General features: G+C 61.2%; 12 protein-coding genes. 9 read left to right on the top strand and 3 right to left on the bottom strand.

The window, feature by feature from the left end; translation table 11 throughout:
- Positions 1-73: 73 nt before the first annotated feature.
- On the bottom strand, positions 74-2,263 hold the full coding sequence (rlmKL, locus tag ABDK11_RS08585) for a bifunctional 23S rRNA (guanine(2069)-N(7))-methyltransferase RlmK/23S rRNA (guanine(2445)-N(2))-methyltransferase RlmL (protein ID WP_346839878.1): 2,190 nt from the start codon (positions 2,261-2,263) through the stop codon (positions 74-76).
- Between the two features lie 310 nt (positions 2,264-2,573).
- Here rlmKL and ABDK11_RS08580 point away from each other — a divergent pair, with 310 nt between their 5' ends.
- On the top strand, positions 2,574-2,825 hold the full coding sequence (locus tag ABDK11_RS08580) for a ribosome modulation factor (protein WP_346839877.1): 252 nt from the start codon (positions 2,574-2,576) through the stop codon (positions 2,823-2,825).
- Between the two features lie 28 nt (positions 2,826-2,853).
- Here the strand turns inward: ABDK11_RS08580 and ABDK11_RS08575 are convergent, their stop codons facing one another.
- On the bottom strand, positions 2,854-3,891 hold the full coding sequence (locus tag ABDK11_RS08575) for a quinone-dependent dihydroorotate dehydrogenase (RefSeq protein WP_346839876.1): 1,038 nt from the start codon (positions 3,889-3,891) through the stop codon (positions 2,854-2,856).
- A 143-nt stretch (positions 3,892-4,034) separates the two neighbouring features.
- Complete coding sequence (locus ABDK11_RS08570) at positions 4,035-8,927, bottom strand: NAD-glutamate dehydrogenase (RefSeq protein WP_346840187.1); 4,893 nt, start codon at positions 8,925-8,927, stop codon at positions 4,035-4,037.
- Positions 8,928-9,257: 330 nt separating this feature from the next.
- Between ABDK11_RS08570 and ABDK11_RS08565 the strand changes: the two genes are divergently transcribed.
- The 8 genes from ABDK11_RS08565 (at position 9,258) to ABDK11_RS08530 (ending at position 19,329) form a co-directional block, all read left to right on the top strand.
- On the top strand, positions 9,258-10,229 hold the full coding sequence (locus ABDK11_RS08565; protein ID WP_346839875.1) for a MoxR family ATPase: 972 nt from the start codon (positions 9,258-9,260) through the stop codon (positions 10,227-10,229).
- Positions 10,230-10,310: 81 nt separating this feature from the next.
- Positions 10,311-11,276: a DUF58 domain-containing protein gene (locus ABDK11_RS08560; protein WP_346839874.1), complete on the top strand. Its 966-nt coding sequence runs from the start codon at positions 10,311-10,313 to the stop codon at positions 11,274-11,276.
- Positions 11,277-11,391: 115 nt separating this feature from the next.
- On the top strand, positions 11,392-11,955 hold the full coding sequence (locus ABDK11_RS08555) for a DUF4381 domain-containing protein (RefSeq protein ID WP_346839873.1): 564 nt from the start codon (positions 11,392-11,394) through the stop codon (positions 11,953-11,955).
- Complete coding sequence (locus tag ABDK11_RS08550) at positions 11,948-13,021, top strand: VWA domain-containing protein (protein ID WP_346839872.1); 1,074 nt, start codon at positions 11,948-11,950, stop codon at positions 13,019-13,021. Before ABDK11_RS08555 ends, ABDK11_RS08550 begins: the two co-directional genes overlap by 8 nt.
- A 2-nt stretch (positions 13,022-13,023) precedes the next feature.
- Positions 13,024-14,904 (top strand): VWA domain-containing protein, encoded by a 1,881-nt coding sequence (locus tag ABDK11_RS08545; protein ID WP_346839871.1) that lies wholly within the window; start codon positions 13,024-13,026, stop codon positions 14,902-14,904.
- Entirely contained in the window at positions 14,898-16,673 is a 1,776-nt protein-coding gene (locus tag ABDK11_RS08540; RefSeq protein ID WP_346839870.1) for a BatD family protein, read from the top strand. Before ABDK11_RS08545 ends, ABDK11_RS08540 begins: the two co-directional genes overlap by 7 nt.
- A gap of 875 nt (positions 16,674-17,548) precedes the next feature.
- Positions 17,549-18,346, top strand: a complete 798-nt coding sequence (locus ABDK11_RS08535; RefSeq protein WP_346839869.1) for a glycosyltransferase family 2 protein — start codon at positions 17,549-17,551, stop codon at positions 18,344-18,346.
- Entirely contained in the window at positions 18,343-19,329 is a 987-nt protein-coding gene (locus ABDK11_RS08530) for a hypothetical protein (protein WP_346839868.1), read from the top strand. The genes ABDK11_RS08535 and ABDK11_RS08530 overlap by 4 nt, the downstream gene beginning before the upstream one ends.
- The last annotated feature ends 38 nt before the right edge of the window (positions 19,330-19,367 follow it).

The following is a 19,367-nucleotide window of genomic DNA, read 5'->3' as shown; positions in this document are numbered from 1 at the left end:
TCAATTTTCAGAAAATCGACAAGGGTAAATAACCAAGGCCCCAAAGCCACGATACGCCGCGCGCGCCAGTGGCTTACCGCTGGATTTTCCACACATTGTGAATCTTCGGATTGCGCTGGAAATCCCGGTCCAGCATCTCCAGCCGCTCCACGGCAAACTCGCTTCGCACATCCGCGTCCATCTTGAAACTGCGCAGATTGTTGGAAAACACCATTTCACCACCCGGCGCCAGTAACGCCATACACTGGCGGATTAGCTTGCCATGGTCCCGCTGGATATCCAGCACACCGTGCATTTTGGCCGAATTGGAGAAACTGGGCGGATCGAGGAAGATCAGGTCGTAGTGTCCGCGGCGGTTCTGCTGCGCGGATTCGAGCCACTGCAGGCAGTCCGCCTCCACCAGCTGGTGGCGATAGGGATCGAGCCCGTTGCGGCGGAAATTGCGCGCACTCCACGCCTGGTAGGTCTTCGACATATCGACGCTGGTACTTTGCGCGCAGCCACCCAGTGCCGCCTGCACGGTGGCGGTCGCGGTGTAGCAGAACAGGTTCAGGAAGGTCTTGCCCCGCGCGTGCGCGCGCAGGTACTGGCGCACCGGCCGGTGATCCAGGAACAGGCCGGTATCCAGGTAATCGCGCAGATTCACTTCCAGCTCGGCGCCGTATTCGCGCACCCAGAACTCCTCACCACCCGGTTTGCCCTCGGCGCGCTTCTGGTACTGGCCGCCGCCCTTGTGGCTCTGGCGGCGGCGCTCCTTGATGCTGATGCGCGCCGGTGGAATTTCCAGCACGTCGCGCAGCGCGCGCACCAGGTCGCGCAGGCGCGCGCGCGCCTTGTCCTCGGGAATGCTGGCAGGCGCGCGGTACTCCTGTACATGGGCGTGCAACACGCCTTCCGCCGAGCGGTACAAGTCGACCGCGGCGGCGTATTCCGGCAGGTCGGCGTCATACAGGCGGTAGCAGTCGATGTCATTTTTCTGCGCCCACTTGCCGGTGGTGCGCAGGTTCTTGCGCAACCGGTTGGCAACCATCTGCGCCTCGGCGGACAACTTCGGCGCAGTCTCTGCGCGGCCCTGCTCGGCGTGTTCGCGCAGGCGGAACAGCAGCAGCTGACTCGGAATACTGCCGTTGTACAGCTGGTACTGCTTGTGCGAGCGCAGCCCGGTGGCAAAGCCCAGTTCCGGGTTGCCGGTAAAGATACCGGCGAGCCAGCCGGGAAACTCCTGCTTGAGCTGGCGCCCCAGCTCGGCGTAGGTTTCGCGCAGCGCTTCCTGTTCGCCCAGACGCTCGCCATAAGGCGGGTTGGTCAGCACCAGGCCGGACCTGATTTCACGATGGCTGGGGACCTTGAAGGCGGCAACCGGCCGGCAGCTGACCCGCACCTGGCGCTCGAGGCCGGCGCGGGCGATATTCGCCTCCGCGGCAAACAGCACCTTGGCATCGGCGTCATAGCCGCGGATTTCGGGCAAGTCGCGCTCCAGCCCCGCGCGGCGGCGCTCCAGCGCCTCCTCGCGCAGCTGCAGCCAGATATCCGACTGGTGGCCGAGCCAGCGCTCGAAACCGAAACCGTCACGTAGCAATCCGGGGGCGATATCCGCGGCCATCATCGCCCCCTCGATCAGGATGGTGCCGGAACCGCACATCGGATCCAGCAGCGCCCCACCCTCGGCGGCGATCTGCGGCCAGCCGGCGCGCAACAGCAGCGCCGCCGCCAGGTTTTCCTTCAGTGGCGCGGCGCCGATATGCGTGCGGTAGCCGCGCCGGTGCAGGCTGTCACCGCTCAGGTCGATGGCGATATCCAGCTTGTCCCGGTGCAGCCGCAGGGCCACGGTCAGATCCGGGTTTTGCTTTTCCACCACCGGGCGGGCACCGGTTTTCTCACGCAACCGGTCCACCACCGCGTCCTTGGCTTTCTGCGCGCCGAACTGGCTGTTGCGGATGGCGCGGTTGGTACCGGAGAACTGCAGCCACAGGCGCCCGGTGGGATTGATATGGTCTTCCCACGGCAGCGCCGCCACCGCGCGGTACAGGTCGTCCGCATCGGCGATCCCGCGATGGGCGAGGCGCAGCAATATGCGGTTGGCCAGGCGACTCCACAGGCAGCAGCGATAGGCCAGCAGCAGCGGGCCGCGGAAATGCACCGCCGCCGGCTGCTCGGCCATATCCTGCGCGCCCAGCGCGCGCAGCTCTTCGGCCAGCAGGCCCTCCAGCCCCTTGGGACAGGTGGCGGTGAACTCGAGATTTTCAGCGTTCGAATCAGACAAAACCGTTTTCTCTAACAACTGGATGACACTGCATCCCGGGTATTGCCCGCAGGCTATACCCAATTCTTCTATCAGCCTGCGCTGTCATATTAAAACATCACAGCGCGCGCACTCTGTCATCTGCACCGGCATCCGGCGCTGACAAAGTGTGGCAATCGTATTGTCATCTTCACTAAGCTTGTAAAGAAAGCCGTAAAAAGGAGACGACACCCCATCAATCCCACCGCTGCCCGGCAAAGACTGGCCCGCCAGACCAACGCGCCGGGCGCCGCCGACTACTATACGAACTGTGCGAGAGGGTCCGCATAATATGAAACGCCAAAAACGCAATCATACCGAGAGAGCATTCTACAAAGGCTACCTGGCAGCCATGAACAACAAGGCCGAGGACAGTTGCCCGTTTGTCAACGGCAATTCCCACCAGGAATGGATCAACGGCTGGCGCGAAGGACGCGAGGATTACTGGAACGGACTCGACGAGACCACCAAGGCACAAAAACTGGAAATTTACCGGACGGTATCCACCAATATTCACTACCCGGACGGCTGGAGCACCATCTGACCTCCGCCCGGGTATCCGCGGCCCCGGGTCAACCGGCAGTGCCGCGGCGGCGCTCCAACGCGATGGCTTCAGCCGCCTCGCGAATCACTTCCGGTCCGCGATAGATGAAGCCCGTATAGATCTGTACCGCCGTGGCACCCGCGCGAATCTTCTCCGCGGCGCTCTCGCCGTCAAAGATACCGCCGACGCCGATAATCGGCAGGCGCCCCTTGAGCTGTGCCGCCAGCTGCGCGATTACTTCTGTCGAGCGGTTCGCCAGTGGCCGGCCACTCAGACCGCCCGCTTCGTCGCCGTGGGGCAGCCCGGCCACCGCAGACTTGTCGATGGTGGTGTTGGTGGCGATAACGCCGTCGATACCGAATTCCACCAGTGCCTCGGCAATCTGCGCGATGGCCTCGGCGTCCATATCCGGAGCGATCTTCACTGCCAGCGGCACATAGCGGTCGCTGGCTGCAGCCAGTTTTTGCTGCTTTTCCTTGATCGCCTCGAGCAGCCGGTTGAGGCTGTCGCCAAACTGCAGGTCGCGCAGGCCCTTGGTGTTGGGAGAGGAGACATTGGCGGTGATGTAATCCGCGTAGGGGTAAACCTTCTCCATGCACAGGCAGTAGTCGTCGGCGGCCCGCTCCACCGGGGTATCGAAATTCTTGCCCACGTTGATACCCAGTACACCGCTGTAGCGACGGCGCTTGACCCGCGCCACCAGATAGTCGACACCCTCGTTGTTAAAGCCCATGCGATTGACAATGGCTTCCGCTTCGGGGATGCGGAACAGGCGCGGCTGCGGGTTGCCCGGCTGCGGTCGCGGCGTCACCGTGCCCACCTCGACGAAACCGAATCCCAGCGCACCAAGGCCATTGAAGGCCTGGGCATTCTTATCCAGCCCGGCGGCCAGCCCCACCGGATTCGGCAGTGTCAGGCCCATCAGTTCGACCGGGTCATCGGCAACCGGCTTGGCCAGCAGTGAGGCCAAACCGAGGCGCTCGGCCGCGCCGATGGCATCGAGTGTAAGGTGGTGGGCCCTTTCCGGGTCCAGCGCAAACAAGGCCTTGCGCAGATATGAATACATGGGTGCTCTCAATTCCTCAGTCAGTTGCCCCACCTGCGGCAGCGGCCCAGGGTCGCGATCCGGATTAGCCTAAAGCGGCTATCGGTCGCGGCCGTGGGCCGCTGCTGCAGATCGGGGCCGGGCGGGCAACGGCCCGCGCGACGTTATTCCGCCAGCGATTCCCGGTCGGCGGTGGCGTTGGCCAGGTACATCAGCTCGCGCAGGGCGACGGTGAACATGGCGAAATCGCCCACCGGTGCCGCCTTCAATTCGGTCAGCAGGCTGATCCAGCGCTGGATGGCGGGCGCCATGATAGCGCCCCAACGCAGCATTGCGCCATCTACATCCAGTCCGGCGTCGCCAGCCAGGCGCAGAATGTTCACCGCGAGGCTGGACAGCTGGTTATCGAGGTCGTCCATGCTGGTCTCGCGCGCCTGGGCCTGCCAGAAGCTCTCCACCGGCAGATCGATGATCCGGTTGCCGAACCAGTGCAGGTCGAGCGTATCGGCCAGGCGGAAATAGATGCTGGCCACCTCTTCCACCGGCCGCGCACTGACATGGGCGGATTCGGAGATGCCGAGAGCGGAATACAGATAAGTCGGCGACGCCGCCAGCAGCGCCATCTTCTCCGGCACCTGGGCCTCCTGCAGGCTGCGGTAGCGGGATTCCCACTCCTGCAGCGGCTCGCCGGACAACACGTCCGGCAGCGCCTTGATCACGCGCTGCACCGAGTCCTGGAACATATCGCGGTTGTGCGCCGGATCCAGCTCGCCGCGGCGATTGCGCACAAACCAGCGGCTGGCGCGGCGCACCCGGCCGATCATGGAGCTGGTCAGCTCCAACTGCAGACTCGCCGGCACCTTGTAATCGAGCGCCGCCACCTGCTCCTGGAACTCGTCCATCAGGTAGACATCGCGCGCGCTGATATAGGCGGCCGCCACCGCATTGATATCGGCACCGGTGGCGCCGCTGATGCGGTCGTAAAAGGTGATCCCCATGTTGTTGACCATCTCGTTGGCCACCTGGGTGGAGACGATCTGGCGGCGCAGCGGGTGGTCGTAAACCATGTCGTGATAGCGGGCCACCAGTTCTTGCGGGAAGGCAGACTCGACCGACTCCTGCACGTACGCATTATCGGTAATCTCTGCCGCCAACAGCCCTTCTTTGAGCTTTACCTTGACGTAGGAGATCAGCACCGACAGCTCCGGCCGGGTCAGGTTCTGGCCCTTGTTCTGGCGCTCGGAGATCTGCTCGTTGTCGGGGATGAATTCCAGCGCGCGGTTCAGGCGCCCTTCGCCCTCCAGCGCGTTGATGGTGCGGCGGTATTCGTCCAGGCGTTCGCCCACCTGGTATTCCGCCATCGACAAGGCGCGCGTCTGGTCGTAGTTGTTATGCAACACCAGGTCGGCGACGGAATCAGTCATCTCCTCCAGCAGCTGATTGCGCTGCTTGTCGGTGAGGTCGCCGTTGGCGACCACCTTGTTGAGGAGAATCTTGATATTCACCTCGTGGTCGGAGCAGTCCACGCCACCGGCGTTATCGATAAAGTCGGTGTTACAGCGGCCGCCGTTCAGGGCGAACTCGATGCGCCCGCGCTGGGTCATGCCCAGGTTGCCGCCCTCGCCGAACACCCGGGCGCGCAGCTCGCGGCCGTCGACGCGCAGGTTGTCGTTGGACTTGTCCCCCACTTCGCTCTGGGACTCGCTGCTGGCCTTGACATAGGTGCCGATGCCACCGTTCCAGATCAGGTCCACCGGCGCGCGCAGCAGTGCGCTGATCAGTTCATTGGGGTTGAGCTGGTCGGCTTCGATACCGAAGGCGGCCTTCATTTCCGGCGTAATCTTGATCGACTTGGCGCGGCGCTCGAAGATGCCGCCCCCTTTGGAGATCAGCTTCTTGTTGTAGTCGGTCCAGGATGAGCGCGGCATCTCGAACAGGCGCTGGCGCTCGGCGAAACTCGCCGCTGCATCTGGATTCGGATCAACGAAGATATGCAGGTGGTTGAACGCCGCCTTCAGGCAGATATGTTCCGACAACAGCATGCCGTTGCCGAACACATCGCCGGCCATATCGCCGATGCCAATCACGGAGAAATCCTCGGCCTGTACATCGACGCCCATTTCGCGGAAATGGCGCTGCACCGATACCCAGGCACCGCGGGCGGTAATACCCATTTTCTTGTGATCGTAGCCCTGGCTGCCGCCGGAAGCGAAAGCGTCACCGAGCCAGAAACCGTACTCGGCGGCAATGCCGTTGGCGATATCGGAAAATGTCGCCGTCCCCTTGTCCGCGGCCACCACCAGATAGGGATCGTCTTCATCGCGGCGCACGACCAACTCCGGCGGCACAACCGCACCGTCCTCGAGGTTGTCGGTGATATCCAGCAGGCCGCGGATAAACGTCTGGTAGCAGGCAATACCCGCCTCCATCATTGCCTCGCGGCTGCCGTCCTTCGGCGGCTTGCGCACGACGAAGCCGCCCTTGGCTCCGGCGGGTACGATGACCGCGTTCTTGACGTTCTGCGCCTTCACCAGGCCGAGGATCTCGGTGCGGAAATCCTCCAGGCGGTCGGACCAGCGCAAACCGCCGCGGGCAACCTTGCCGCCGCGCAGGTGCACGCCCTCGACCCGTGGCGAGTAGACGAAAATCTCGAACTGCGGCCGCGGCTCGGGGATGCCGGGAATATTGCGCGGGCTGAATTTGATCGAGATGTAATCCTTGGGCTGGTCGCCGGCACCGGTCTGGAAATAGTTGGTCCGCAACGTGGCCAGGATCAGCTCCAGGTAGCGGCGCAACACCTGGTCTTCGTTCAGGTTGTCGACCGCATCCAGGCCCTCGTGAATCTTCTTGATCAATCGCTCGACCCGGGTATTGCTGTCGCTCTTGGTGGCACTGATACGCGGATCAAACATGGCACGGAACAGCGCTACCAGGTTGCGGGTGATCTCCACGTGGTTGGCGAGCGTTGAGGCGATATACGGCTGGCTGGCACTGAACTTGGTCTGCTTCAGGTAGCGGGCATAGGCGCGCAGCATCGACACCTCGCGCCAGTTCAGGCGCGCGGCCAGCACCAGGCGGTTGAAGCCGTCACTCTCCGCGGTACCACTCCAGATCGCCGCGAATGCATCCTGGAACAGGCCACGGGAAGCCTGGGCGTCGACGCGGGTGGGCAGACCGAACTCGAGGTGGAATTCATGCATCCACACGGCCGTGTCGCGGTGCGGGCGGATCGCATAGGGGTATTCGCCGATGACGCGCAGGCCCAGGTGCTCGAGCACCGGGATCACGTCGGACAGGGTCAGGCCCGCGCCCCAATTAAACACCTTGAAGCGCAGGCTGCCCGGCGCCGCGCCCACCGGCTGGTAAAAGCTCATCGCCACGCGGTTGTCTGCATCCAGGTCGCGGATGGCGGCCACGTCCTGCACGGCGATACGGGGTTCGAAGTCTTCGCGATAGCCGGCCGGGAAGGCGCGCCCGTAGATACTGTAGAGGCGGCTGCCCTCTTCCTCGCCGTGACTTTCGATCAGGGATTTCTGGAAAACGTCTTCCCAGGAGCGGGTGATATCCACTATCTGCGCCTCCAACTGCGCTACGTCAATATCCACCGGCTCGCTGGGGGAAACGCGGAACACGAAGTGCACCCGGGCGAGGATGGATTCGGAAAAGTAGGTGGTGAAATCGGATTCCTTGGCATTGATGGCCCTGGCTATATGCGCACAGATCTCCTCGCGCACGCTACTGCTGAACTGCTCCCGCGGTACATACACCGTAGCGGTAACAAACTTGCCGAATGGATCGCGGCGCATGAACAGGCGGATATGCGCGCGCTCGTTCATGCTGAGCACACCCATCACGGTATGGAACAACTCCTGGGTGCTGCTCTGGAACAGTTCATCCCGCGGGAAGGTATCCAGAATACGGCGCAGCGCTTTGCCGTCGTGGCTGTGCGGCGACAGGCCGCTGGATTCCAGCACCGAGGCCATCTTGCGACGGATGATCGGGATCTTGACCGGGCTCTCGGTGTACACCGGCGATGTGTACAGGCCCATAAACGCGGACTCACCGATCACCTCACCATCGGGCGAATAGCGCTTGACGGTGACATAGTCCGAATAGGCTGCGCGGTGCACGCGGGATTTCACCGAAGACTTGGCAAAGGTGAGGAAGTTGGGCCCCTGGTAGAAGCGCTGCTTGCCCTCGTTGAAGGCGGCTTCCGCGGTCGGCTCGGCCGGCTCTTCGAGTTTCTTGAAGATACCCAGGCGGCGCTCATCCACCTCGCGCAGAACTTTCTTCTCTCCCTGCTGGGAGAACTCATATTCGCGGTAACCGAGGAAGGTGTAGTTGCCGTCGCGCATCCACTGCAGGAAGGCTGCGGCCTCCTGCAGATTGGGATCGGTTTCGTCGAGCCCCGCACCGGCGAGGCCGATATGCAGCTGGTCCTCGATCGCGCTGCAGGCATCCAACATCGGCACATAGTCGTCGACCACCAGTTCGGCTTCGCCGAGGACATCCTGGAGTGCCGCCGCCAGATCGGCGGCGTGCCTTGCGGAGGTGTCCAGGTTGACCTCGATGTAGATCAACGCTTCACCGCAGATGGCGCTGTCTTCCTCATCGACTTCCAGGTGCCGCGGAAACAGCTGCTGGAGGCGCCCGCGCTTGTCGCGCTGCAGCCGCATCACCGTACTCTTGATCGAGTGAATCACCGTATCACGGCGGTTGATCTCGATGCGTACCGAATCCACCAGAAACGGCATATCCCGCTGCAGTACGCCGACCACGGTGTGCGAGCACTCCCAGCCATCGTCCTCGAGGCGAGGGTTGAATACCCGCACCTTGGGCTTGTCGCCGGGACGCTGCTGGATAAAGTCCCACCAGCTGTAGATACAGCCGTAGACATCCACCAGCCGTCGCCCGGCCAGATCCTCCAGCGGGTACTGGTGCAGAAACTGCTCGGCAAACGCCACCACGGGCTCTGCCTCCCCCGCCAGCTTTTCGCGGATCAGCGCGCTGACCTGCGCCACCAACTCCTCGCGGCTATCGGTAATCACCGTCGCCATATTCACGGAGAACCTCCAAAATCCAATTTTTAATGCAACGGGGTCAATGGCCCCGCAAAACTGTCATGCAGTACCGCGGAGCGCTCGCCCAACGGTCATCCGATATGATGCGGGCCGCAGCCCGCTGTCGGGGGTCGTGGAACTTTGTGCCACCCCCCGGAGTCTGACACTACCTTGCGCTTGCCTCTCCGCGGCTCGCCGCTAAAATCAACACGCCCACGCTCCGCGGTGGCGACTATATATAGAAGATGATAGATAGCCGCCCGACCCCACGACGGAAGCAGGGTCATTTTCATCAGAAGCGACAGTAACAGGACAGACGCGAACGCTATGGAACCAAACCAGAATATCCGGGAGCAGTTGGTCTCCCTGGGAGAGTGGCTGGAACAACAGATCATCGGCCAGGAAACCCTGGTCAATCGGATCCTGATTGCCCTGCTGGCGGACGGCCACCTGCTGGTGGAGGGCGCCCCGGGGCTCGCCAAAACCAAGGCGATCAAGACTCTGGGTGAGGCTATTGAAGGTGATTTCCATCGCGTCCAATTTACGCCGGATCTATTGCCGGCGGATATTACCGGCACCGATATCTACCGACCGGAGACCGGAGAGTTCCATTTTCAGCCCGGGCCCGTGTTCCACAACCTGGTATTGGCCGATGAAATCAACCGCGCGCCGGCCAAAGTGCAGTCGGCGCTGCTGGAAGCCATGGCGGAGCGGCAGATCAGTGTAGGCCGCAAAACCTATCCGCTGCCGGAATTATTCCTGGTGATGGCAACACAAAACCCGATAGAACAAGAAGGGACTTATCCGCTGCCAGAGGCACAATTGGATAGGTTCCTCATGCAGGTGAATCTTGCCTATCCCGGTGCCGAGGCGGAAGCTAAAATTTTGCGCCTGGCCAGATCCGAGGCCAGCCTTGGCGAAAATCGCCCTTCCCACATTATCAGTCAGGACATCATTTTCCGCGCCCGCCAGCAGATTCTGGAGATGCAGATGGTCGAGGCGGTGGAGACCTATACTGTCCAACTTGTCATTGCTACACGGGAGCCGGCGAAGTATGACAGCGAGCTGGCGTCCTGGCTAGATTTTGGCGCCAGCCCGCGCGCCACGATTGCACTGGATCGCTGCGCCCGCGCCCGCGCCTGGCTCTCCGGGCGCGACTATGTCACCCCCGACGACGTGATGGACGTGGCGCCGGATATCCTGCGCCACCGCCTGCTGCTCAGCTTTGAGGCCGAGGCCGCCGGCGTCACCGCCGACCAGGTGATCCAGCGCCTGCTGCAGCAGGTACCGGCGATTTAAGCCGCAGCGAAAACCAGGTAGAGTGCGCCGCGCGCATCAACAGAGTATTCCGGTGCGCCCGGCGCACCCTACGCAGTGACCATGCCAGACAACACCGCCCTTACAGAACTGGAAATATCCGGCGCCTATCCGCAGGTGGAGCCACTGGTGCGACTACGCCATGTCGCGCGCCAGCTGCAACTGTTCAAACCGCGCCTGGCCAAAAGCAACCAGGCCGGCGGCCTGCTGACGCGCTACCGCGGCCGCGGCATGAACTTCGAAGAGGTGCGCGACTACCAGCCCGGCGACGACGTGCGCTCGATCGACTGGCGCGTAACCGCACGCACCGGCAAGACCCACACCAAGCTGTACCAGGAAGAACGCGAGCGTCCGGTGGTGATCCTGCTCGACCTGCGCTCGCCGATGTTTTTCGGCAGCCGCCGCGCGTTCAAGTCCGTGGCGGCCAGCGGTATCGCCGCGGCCCTCGGCTGGGCCGGCCTGCAGCACAGCGACCGGATCGGCGCCATGCTGTTCACCGATGACGATATCGAAACCGTGCGCCCGCGCCGTAGCCACCACTCGGTACTGGCGATGATTCACGGCATGGTCGAGCGCGCCGGCGCCCTGCAGAGCCCGGTGGCCACCAACGGTAGCCAATCGCTCAAGCTGCTGCTGGAGGAAGCACGCCGCATCGCGCGCCCGGGCAGCGCCCTGTTCCTGGTCAGCGACTGCCACGATCTCGACGACAGCTGCGCACAACCCCTGTACCTGCTGTCGCGCCACGCCGACGTGCAGATAGTGCGCGTCAGCGATCCGCTCGAGCAGCACCTTCCGCAGCAGTCCCTGACCGTCAGCGATGGCCAGCAGCGCACTTTCCTCAACGGCGACAACCGGCCGCTGCGCGAACATTTCGCCGAGCACCAGGCCGAGGCGCGGCGTGCAGTGGAGCAGCTGTGCCGCCGTCACCGGCTGCCGCTGCTGGATATCGACAACACCCAGCCACTGGTACCGGCGCTGCTGGCCTACTACGGCGCACGCCAGCAGAAACACCGGAGGCGCACGCAGTGACGATTGTACAACCGGTAACATGGACGCCCCCCTCACAGTGCGCCGCGCGCGTAGCCCTGCGCAAGAACGGCCAGTGTTCGCGATTGGATGCGGCCACGGCGCGGGAGGCAACACGGTGACCGGACTCCCCAGACAACAGAGCCAACCGGCGCAGCAGCCGTCACCGCAGGAGCAGAAACTGCTGGCGCAGCTGCACGATATTCACCAACCGGCCCCCGTCAGCTGGTGGCCGCCGGCACCGGGCTGGTGGGCGCTGGCCGCTCTGGTATTGGCAGTGATCGCCGCAGGCCTGCTGTGGATGCAGCGGCGCCGACAGCGCCGCGCCCGCAACCTCTACCGGGTCGAAGCCACAAGGCTGCTGCGCGCCGTGGAAACCGACCGTGCCGACGCGACCCAACAGATCAATGAAATCCTCAAGCGGGTGGCGGTCACCAGCTTCGGACGCGCCCACTGCGGCAACCTGACCGGCGAGCGCTGGCTCAATTTCCTCCACCGCAGCGCCGCGGTCGACTGTCCGGCGGCCGTGCGCAGCGCGCTACTCGAGCACCTGTACCGCACCGACCACCCCGATCCCGAGGCCACTGAGGCGCTGCGCGACTTTGCGCTGCGCTGGGTCGAAACCCACCAACTGGAGCGCCCGCGACAATCACAGGCAGCAGTGGAGGCGACCGGTGTTTGAATTCGCCTGGCCCTGGGTGTTTGTGCTGCTGCCACTGCCGTTACTGGCGCGCCGCCTGATGCCGCGCGCACGGCCGTTATCCAGCGCCCTGAAAGTGCCCTTCTACGCAGAGCTGTCCCAGCGCGGCGGCGGTGGTCCCGGCAACCTGCGCAACCTGTTGCTGCTGTCCGTAATCTGGATATTGCTGGTTACCACTGCAGCGCGCCCGCAGTGGTACGGCGAACCGATATCGCAGACCACCAGCGCGCGCGATCTACTGGTGGCGGTCGATATTTCCGGCAGTATGGAAACCCCGGATATGGTGATCAACGGCCGCCCTGCCATGCGCATCGACGCGGTCAAGGCCGTAGTGGGCGACTTTGTCGAGCGGCGCAAAGGCGATCGTCTCGGCCTGGTACTATTTGGCACCCGTGCCTACCTGCAGGCGCCGCTCACCTACGACCGCCAGACCGTCGGCACCCTGCTGCGCGAGGCGCAGATCGGCTTCGCCGGCCAGGGCACCGCGATCGGCGATGCCATCGGCCTGTCGGTAAAACGCCTGATGCAGCGCCCGGCCGAGCACCGGGTGCTGATCCTGCTTACCGATGGCGCCAACACCGCCGGTGAAGTGGCGCCGCTGAAGGCTGCCGAGCTGGCCGCGCAGGCGGGCGTTACCGTGTATACCATCGGTGTTGGCGCCGACGAGATGGTGCAACCGGGCCTGCTCGGCAGCCGCTTCGGTGCGCGCCGCATCAACCCGTCCCGCGACCTGGACAGCAAGACCCTCAAAGCCATCGCCGACCGCACCGGTGGGCGCTACTTCCGCGCGCGCAATCCACAAGAACTGGCACAGATCTACGACGAATTGGATCGCCTGGAGCCGGTGAAGCAGGAAGCCGCCAGCTACCGGCCGCTGAAATCCCTGTTTACCTGGCCCCTCGGACTGGCACTGTTACTGGCATTTTTGTGGGCGGCGGTGCCGCTGCTTGCCAATGCCCGCCCCGGTAAAGCCCGCGCCATCGGTCGCGCCGAGTCCCGGCTTGGCAAATCGGGCCGCCGGCCCGCCCAGCGCAGCGGAGCTCTATGACCATGTTTGCCGAATTGCATCAATTTCACTTCCTGCGCCCGCAGCTGCTGTGGCTGATTTTGCCTGCCGCCGGCCTCTGCTGGGCGCTGGCACGCACGGTGCTGAACAGCGGCCAGCTACAGAAAATCATTGATGCCGAATTGCTGCCGCACCTGATCCTGCGCGGCGGCGCGCGGCGCCCGTGGCTGTTCGGGCTGATCTTTGCGCTGCTGACGGCCATGATCCTGGCGCTGGCCGGCCCCACCTGGCGCAAACTGCCGACACCGGTGTACAGCAATCAGGACGCGCTGGTGATTCTGCTCGACCTGTCGCCATCCATGATGGCCACCGACCTGTCGCCGAACCGCCTGACCCGCGCGCGGCTGAAAATTCTCGACATACTGAAAAAGCGCAAGGACGGCCTTACCGCGCTGGTGGCCTATGCGGGCGAATCCCATGTCGTTACACCATTGACCGAGGACACGGCCACCATTGCCAACCTGGTACCGGCGCTATCGCCGAAAATCATGCCGGTACCCGGCAGCAATATTGAAATGGCGGTGCAGACGGCGATCAAACTGCTGAAGGACGGCGCCAATGGTCGCGGCCAGATACTCGCCGTGACCGACGGCATCGACAAAGCCGCCCTCGATACTGTCGCCGACGAACTGGCAAGCGCCCATGTAAAACTCTCCATTCTTGCTGTCGGCACCGGCGAAGGCAGCCCGATTCCCCGCGGCAATGGCGGTGGCTTTGTTACCGACAGAAACGGCGCCATCATTATCGCCAACTACAACGCCCGCCAGCTGCGCCGCCTGGCGCACCACAGCGGCGGTCACTTCGCCCGGATCAGCGTCGACGACAGCGATCTCAACAGACTGCTTCCCGAGGACAACTCGCCGCAAAAAGCCCAGTTAACCGAGCGCAAATTCGACCAGTGGCGCGAGGCCGGCCCACTGCTGGTACTGCTACTGCTGCCCTTGGCCGCCCTGCTGTTTCGCCGCGGCGCGCTGGCCTCCGCCCTGCCCCTGTCCATTTCACTGGCCACCCTGCTGTTATTGCCGCCGCAGCGGGCCGAGGCGTTTGAGTTCAAGGACTTGTGGCAGCGCCAGGACCAGCAGGCGGAAGCGATGCTGAAACAGGGAGAGGCCAAACAGGCCGCAAAAACCTTCCGCCGCCCGGACTGGCGCGGCACCGCCAACTATCGCGCTGGCGACTACGACGCGGCAGCCAAGGATTTCTCCGGTCGCGAGGACGCACAGGACCTCTACAACCTGGGCAACAGCCTCACCCACCAGCGCCGTTATGACGAAGCGATCAAAGCCTACGACCAGGCGCTGAAAAAGCAGCCACAGCTGGCCGACGCCACGCACAACCGCGACATCGCCCGCAAATTGAAAGCGCTGCAACAGAAACAGCAGCAACAACAGCAAAAGAACCAACAGAAGCAGCAAAACCAGAAACAACAGCAGAAGCAGCAACAGCAATCGGGCGGCGGCAAGCAACAGAATCAGCAGAACCAACAGGGACAACAGCAGCAACAGAACGGCGGCCAGCAGAATCAGTCACAGGGCGATCAGCAACGCCAGCAACAGTCCGGCCAGAAACAGCAGCCCGGCAACAAGGAAAAAGGCCAGGACAAAAAAAGCGAGCAACAGCAATCCGCCAGCGAGAGCGAAAAAAACGGCCAAAAGGGCAAGAAAGGTAAGCAGCAAGCCGGTGCCCGGGAGAGCAAACTGGATCCGGAGACGCAACAGGCCCTCGACCAGTGGCTGCGCCAGGTGCCCGACGACCCCGCAGGCCTGATGCGTGAAAAATTCAAATACCAGAGCCTGCAGCGCCGCCGCGCCTACCGCGCCGGCGAATGGCAGCCCCCGGAGAACGGAGCCACACAGAGATGGTAAGTCAATTCGGCATGTGGAATATGGCGTGCAGTATGAATCCGCGCACCGGCAGCGCACCCGCCGGAGCGCCCCTTGGCCACGGCCAGCCCTTGCGCACCCACTGGGCCACCCGGTTGCTGCAGGCACTTCTGCTGCTGCTGGTGACCAACCTTGCCCACGCCGATGACCTGCTCAAGGCCACAATCAACCGCAGCAAAATCGGTATCGACGAAACCCTCAACCTGACGCTGCGCTACAGCGGTAGAGGCAATGGAGGCCAGCCGGATTTCGAGCTGCTGGAGCAGGACTTCGATATTCTCTCACGCGAGCAGGCCAATCAGAACGTGATCATCCAGGGCCGCCCCGCGAGCTTCGTCGAGTGGACACTGGCCCTCGCCCCCAAACATCAGGGCAAGCTGTTTATCCCCTCCCTGCACTATCAGGGCCAGGTCTCCGATGCCATCCCGATCGAGGTCACCGCACCCGGCCAGGCACCGGACAGCGGCGGGCGCCAGGCCTTCCTGGAAGTGGAGCTCGATAAGAAACAGGTACATGTGCAGGAGCAGCTGCTGGTCAAGGTCCGCCTCTACACCAGAATCGGCCTGCACGATATCGCCACCGAACCACTGCAGATTCCCGGTGCGCATGTGGAGAAAGTCGACGAACAGCGCTACGAGCGGCGCATCAACGGTGTCGGCCACGCGGTCTACGAACTGACCTATGCGGTTTTCCCGGAGAGCTCCGGCGAACTCAGCATCCCGGCGCTCAACTATATTGCCGTCACCGGTCGCCGCGACCCCTTCTCGCTGTTCAACCGCAACACCCAGCGGTTGCGCCTGCGCTCCGAAGCCCAGACGATCAAGGTGCTGCCCAAGCCCGACAGCTACAGCGGCGCCCAATGGCTGCCGGCTGCCAGCTTCGGCATCTCCCAGACCTGGAGCAAGGACCCCCACTCGTTCACCGTCGGTGAACCCATTACCCGCATTGTTACCGTGCGCGCCGAAGGCCTGCGCGCCGCGCAACTGCCACCGCTGCCCAAACTGAACGTGGAAGGCCTCAAGACCTACCCCGACCAGCCACAGCAAGACGACCAGGTCGATCAAAAAGGCATCACCGGCAGCCGTATAGAAACCACCGCCATCGTCGCCACCAAACCCGGCGACTACCAGCTGCCCCCAATCACCATCACCTGGTGGGACACCAAAACCGGACGGCAACGGGCGACGCAGTTGCCGGCTTTCCGCTTTACCGTCACCGGCTCCGCGGCGGCCATGAGCGCCCAGAATGCCAACAGCAACACAGCGCCGGAAGCTGGCGCCGCGGGCAGCTCCAAACCGGCAGCCGCCAGCAATATGTGGCGCAATATCGCCATCGCCGCCATTGCCTCGCACTTGCTGTGGGTGCTGTACTTCTTTGCTCTGCGCAGGGGCTACGGACACCCTTCCGGCAGCAACCCAAAACAATCCCGGCCCGACGCCGGTCAGCAGGCGCGCGCGCTGGAGGAGGCGGCGGCTAACGGAGATGCCGCACAGATTCAGCAGGCCGCATTGAACTGGCTGCGGGCGCGCTGGCCCGGTGTCCCGGGCAACAGCCTGGGGGAGATCAACCGGGAGTTGGAGCTGGATGAACTGGAGCGACTGCAGGAGCAGCTGGATGCGGCACTTTATTTGACGCCGGCCAAGCCATTGAATCGGCAGCAGGTGCAGATACTCGCCAGTCACTTACTCAAACGGCAGTCGATAAAAGAGAATACACGTGCAGACAAACCACTACCCGAGCTGTTCTCCTGAAAGCCTATCATCACGCCAGCCCCGACCCGTAAGTGGCGGTATGCTAGGCCCACCCCCTCAAGCAAACCTTGCGCACATGAAATGCCACTGAGCTGGCTGAGGCCACCTAACCGCCGGAATAGACTCAGAGCGCGTCTGCGCGAGGGATTTTCCTGACTCACCCGCCGAATAAGTGCCCTGCCGCGCTGATAGCACGAGTATGGAAAACTGCTGGAATCCACGGCACGCCCAGAAAAATGGTTGACCCTGAAAGCGAAGCTCCACCTAACGTTGTATTTCACGTTAGCTTCATTGACAGTGCACACCACGGGACCCTGGTAGAGGAGCAAGGCACAAGATATTCGGCCAAACTCTCAATGCCCCGACCCGCCTCCTATGTCACAAGCACACCCAATGGCAGATTAAAAGTCCAACAACCGGATACTCAAAGGGAACCTGTTCCCCGCCTGCCCCATAAAATCCAGGTCATTCATATAGAGCAACTCATACTAGAGCTAAAAGCGAGCACCAAGGCTTTCTGTATATAAATCCAACCGCAGGAAGGATTTAAGGGAGGGAACAGCCAAGGGCCGGTGTGGTCATTTTCCGACCAGGTCGCTGTATCTTTCGCTAACCTGATGATTTTGTTAACATTTTTAATCCCATGGAGCTGCCGGGTGAGCAGGAGATGGGGGCATGGTAAATATATCGAATCTCGATATGCTGTAGCAGCAAAGAAAGATAGTCTTGAAGCTCAGGCCGGGCTTGAGTGCCCTGGCGTACAGCCCTATCAGCAATAAGCGAGTTAAGGCGTCACGGTGCGAAAGAGCACGCACCCGTTAAACACATTAGTGCCAACATTCTTGGCCCACTAGCAGCATTTGAGTTCAATCGGTATGTGTACTCCAATCAATTTAGATTACCGGGTGTTTATTGCGATAATCTCCCATGGCCATGAGGACTTGATTCTCAGTCAACTTAGGCCGGATAAGTGGCTTAATGAATCGCAAGTTATCAAGCCCGTAATTCTTTCGAACACCAAGAGTGAAAAGCTCAATAGATATTGCGCGCAAGCAGGAATACTCTACCTCGAAAACGAAGCGTGCCGCGGATTCGGTGCGAATAACAACACAATATTTCGACACCTGAAAGAATCGAAGCAGATTAACAGCAAAGACTATTTCTTTTGTATTAACCCCGATGTCAAAACCAACACTGAAAATTTAAAGCGAATGGCGATGGAGATGGGGCAATACGACTTCCAGATAGCCGCGCCCAACCTCCTAAACGCGGGGGGCGAGCCGGAAGACAATATTAGGAAATTCCCAACATTGATCGACTGCATACTAAGGCTTGCCCTGAAAAGCAGTAACACCAACATAGAAAAATCCCGGATCCAATCCCCCCGCAATGTAGACTGGGCATCCGGTGCATTTCTCTGCTTCAGGGCAGACACATACGCCAGATTGGGCGGCTTCGACGAGCGATATTTCATGTATTACGAAGATGCCGACATCTGCTTCCGCGCCGAACAGCAGGGTGTCCAAACGACCTACATCCCTCATATCACGGCGATACATGATGGCGCACGCAGCAGTAGAAAGCTTTTCTCAAATTTAATGTATCACCATATTAAAAGTGCCCTGCGATTTATATGGCTCCGAGGACGCGATTCATCAGGAATGCAGCGATGAATACCCCCTTACTTCATATCGGCAGAGACAAAACAGGAACAACAGCGATTCAGACGTTCCTGGCCAACAACAAAGAGTTACTGAATGAACATGGATTTTTTACACCGGAGTCAGGAATAAGAGGTAACGCGCACCATCTAATAGGTGAGCAACTTGCCACCCGAAATCTCGGCTGGATTCGCGCCCTAACCCAACGTTCAACGATCAGCAGCCTGCTGTCGGAACTGGCAGCCAGTGATTCCAGTGCCATCATTACATCGGAAGCATTTCAGCGATGCTATCCATTCCTAATCAGGAAAGCACTCCGGTTACAAGAAGCGCGCGTAATCGTCTACATCCGAAATCAAATAGATTACATAGCTTCTGCGTATACACAACGGGTACACGCAACAAATTACACTGGGACTATTAATGACTACTTTCGCCAGATTAAGGGTATCAACTATGCCCGCTTTCTAGAAAGGTGGCACAGTAACTTCCCGAGCGAATTCTGTGTGCGGCCATACGACAAGAAAGCGCTCACCAATGGCAGCATCGTTGACGATTTCATACGGCACGGACTCAGACTACCAGTGGATTTACCCTGGAATCACGAAAGCGATCAAAATGCCAACCCATCGTTAAACCAAAAAACCACTCAGTTTAAGCTATACCTGAATCGCAGTGGCCGGTATAAAGAGTTCCGACCCGGATTCTTATACCGCGCCCTACCGTTGATGAACTCGGCCTTCCCTGCACCAAAACTCACTGTAAGCAAAGGAATCGCCGAGACCGTCAGGAAAAAATGGACTGTTAAAGAAGCAAAAGTGGCACAACGCTACTTTAATCGTGAATCACTATTTGATTACCAATGCGAGCTGCCTACCGAAATTAAATCAATCTCCGAAAGTGAGATCTTAGAGATGTGGCAGCATTTAATGACGCTACAAGACATCTTTAGATCATCAAAAGAAGAGTTCGAAGATCTTTTGAGAGCAGCGTAGCCAGACTCACTGTCACCACTAAGGGCAGAAATACCCTG

The organism is Microbulbifer sp. SAOS-129_SWC, from assembly GCF_039696035.1.
In the GTDB taxonomy this organism is placed as follows: Bacteria; Pseudomonadota; Gammaproteobacteria; order Pseudomonadales; family Cellvibrionaceae; genus Microbulbifer.
This window is presented reverse-complemented; position numbering and strand designations above follow the sequence as displayed.

Bases quoted from the DNA above. Each gene is read 5' to 3' on its own strand.
- ABDK11_RS08530 (WP_346839868.1), top strand. From the start codon at position 18,343: ATGAATACCCCCTTACTTCATATCGGCAGAGACAAAACAGGAACAACA.
- ABDK11_RS08545 (WP_346839871.1), top strand. From the start codon at position 13,024: ATGTTTGCCGAATTGCATCAATTTCACTTCCTGCGCCCGCAGCTGCTG.
- ABDK11_RS08565 (WP_346839875.1), top strand. From the start codon at position 9,258: ATGGAACCAAACCAGAATATCCGGGAGCAGTTGGTCTCCCTGGGAGAG.
- ABDK11_RS08580 (WP_346839877.1), top strand. From the start codon at position 2,574: ATGAAACGCCAAAAACGCAATCATACCGAGAGAGCATTCTACAAAGGC.
- ABDK11_RS08540 (WP_346839870.1), top strand. From the start codon at position 14,898: ATGGTAAGTCAATTCGGCATGTGGAATATGGCGTGCAGTATGAATCCG.
- ABDK11_RS08575 (WP_346839876.1), bottom strand. From the start codon at position 3,891: ATGTATTCATATCTGCGCAAGGCCTTGTTTGCGCTGGACCCGGAAAGG.
- ABDK11_RS08535 (WP_346839869.1), top strand. From the start codon at position 17,549: ATGTGTACTCCAATCAATTTAGATTACCGGGTGTTTATTGCGATAATC.
- ABDK11_RS08570 (WP_346840187.1), bottom strand. From the start codon at position 8,927: ATGGCGACGGTGATTACCGATAGCCGCGAGGAGTTGGTGGCGCAGGTC.
- ABDK11_RS08560 (WP_346839874.1), top strand. From the start codon at position 10,311: ATGCCAGACAACACCGCCCTTACAGAACTGGAAATATCCGGCGCCTAT.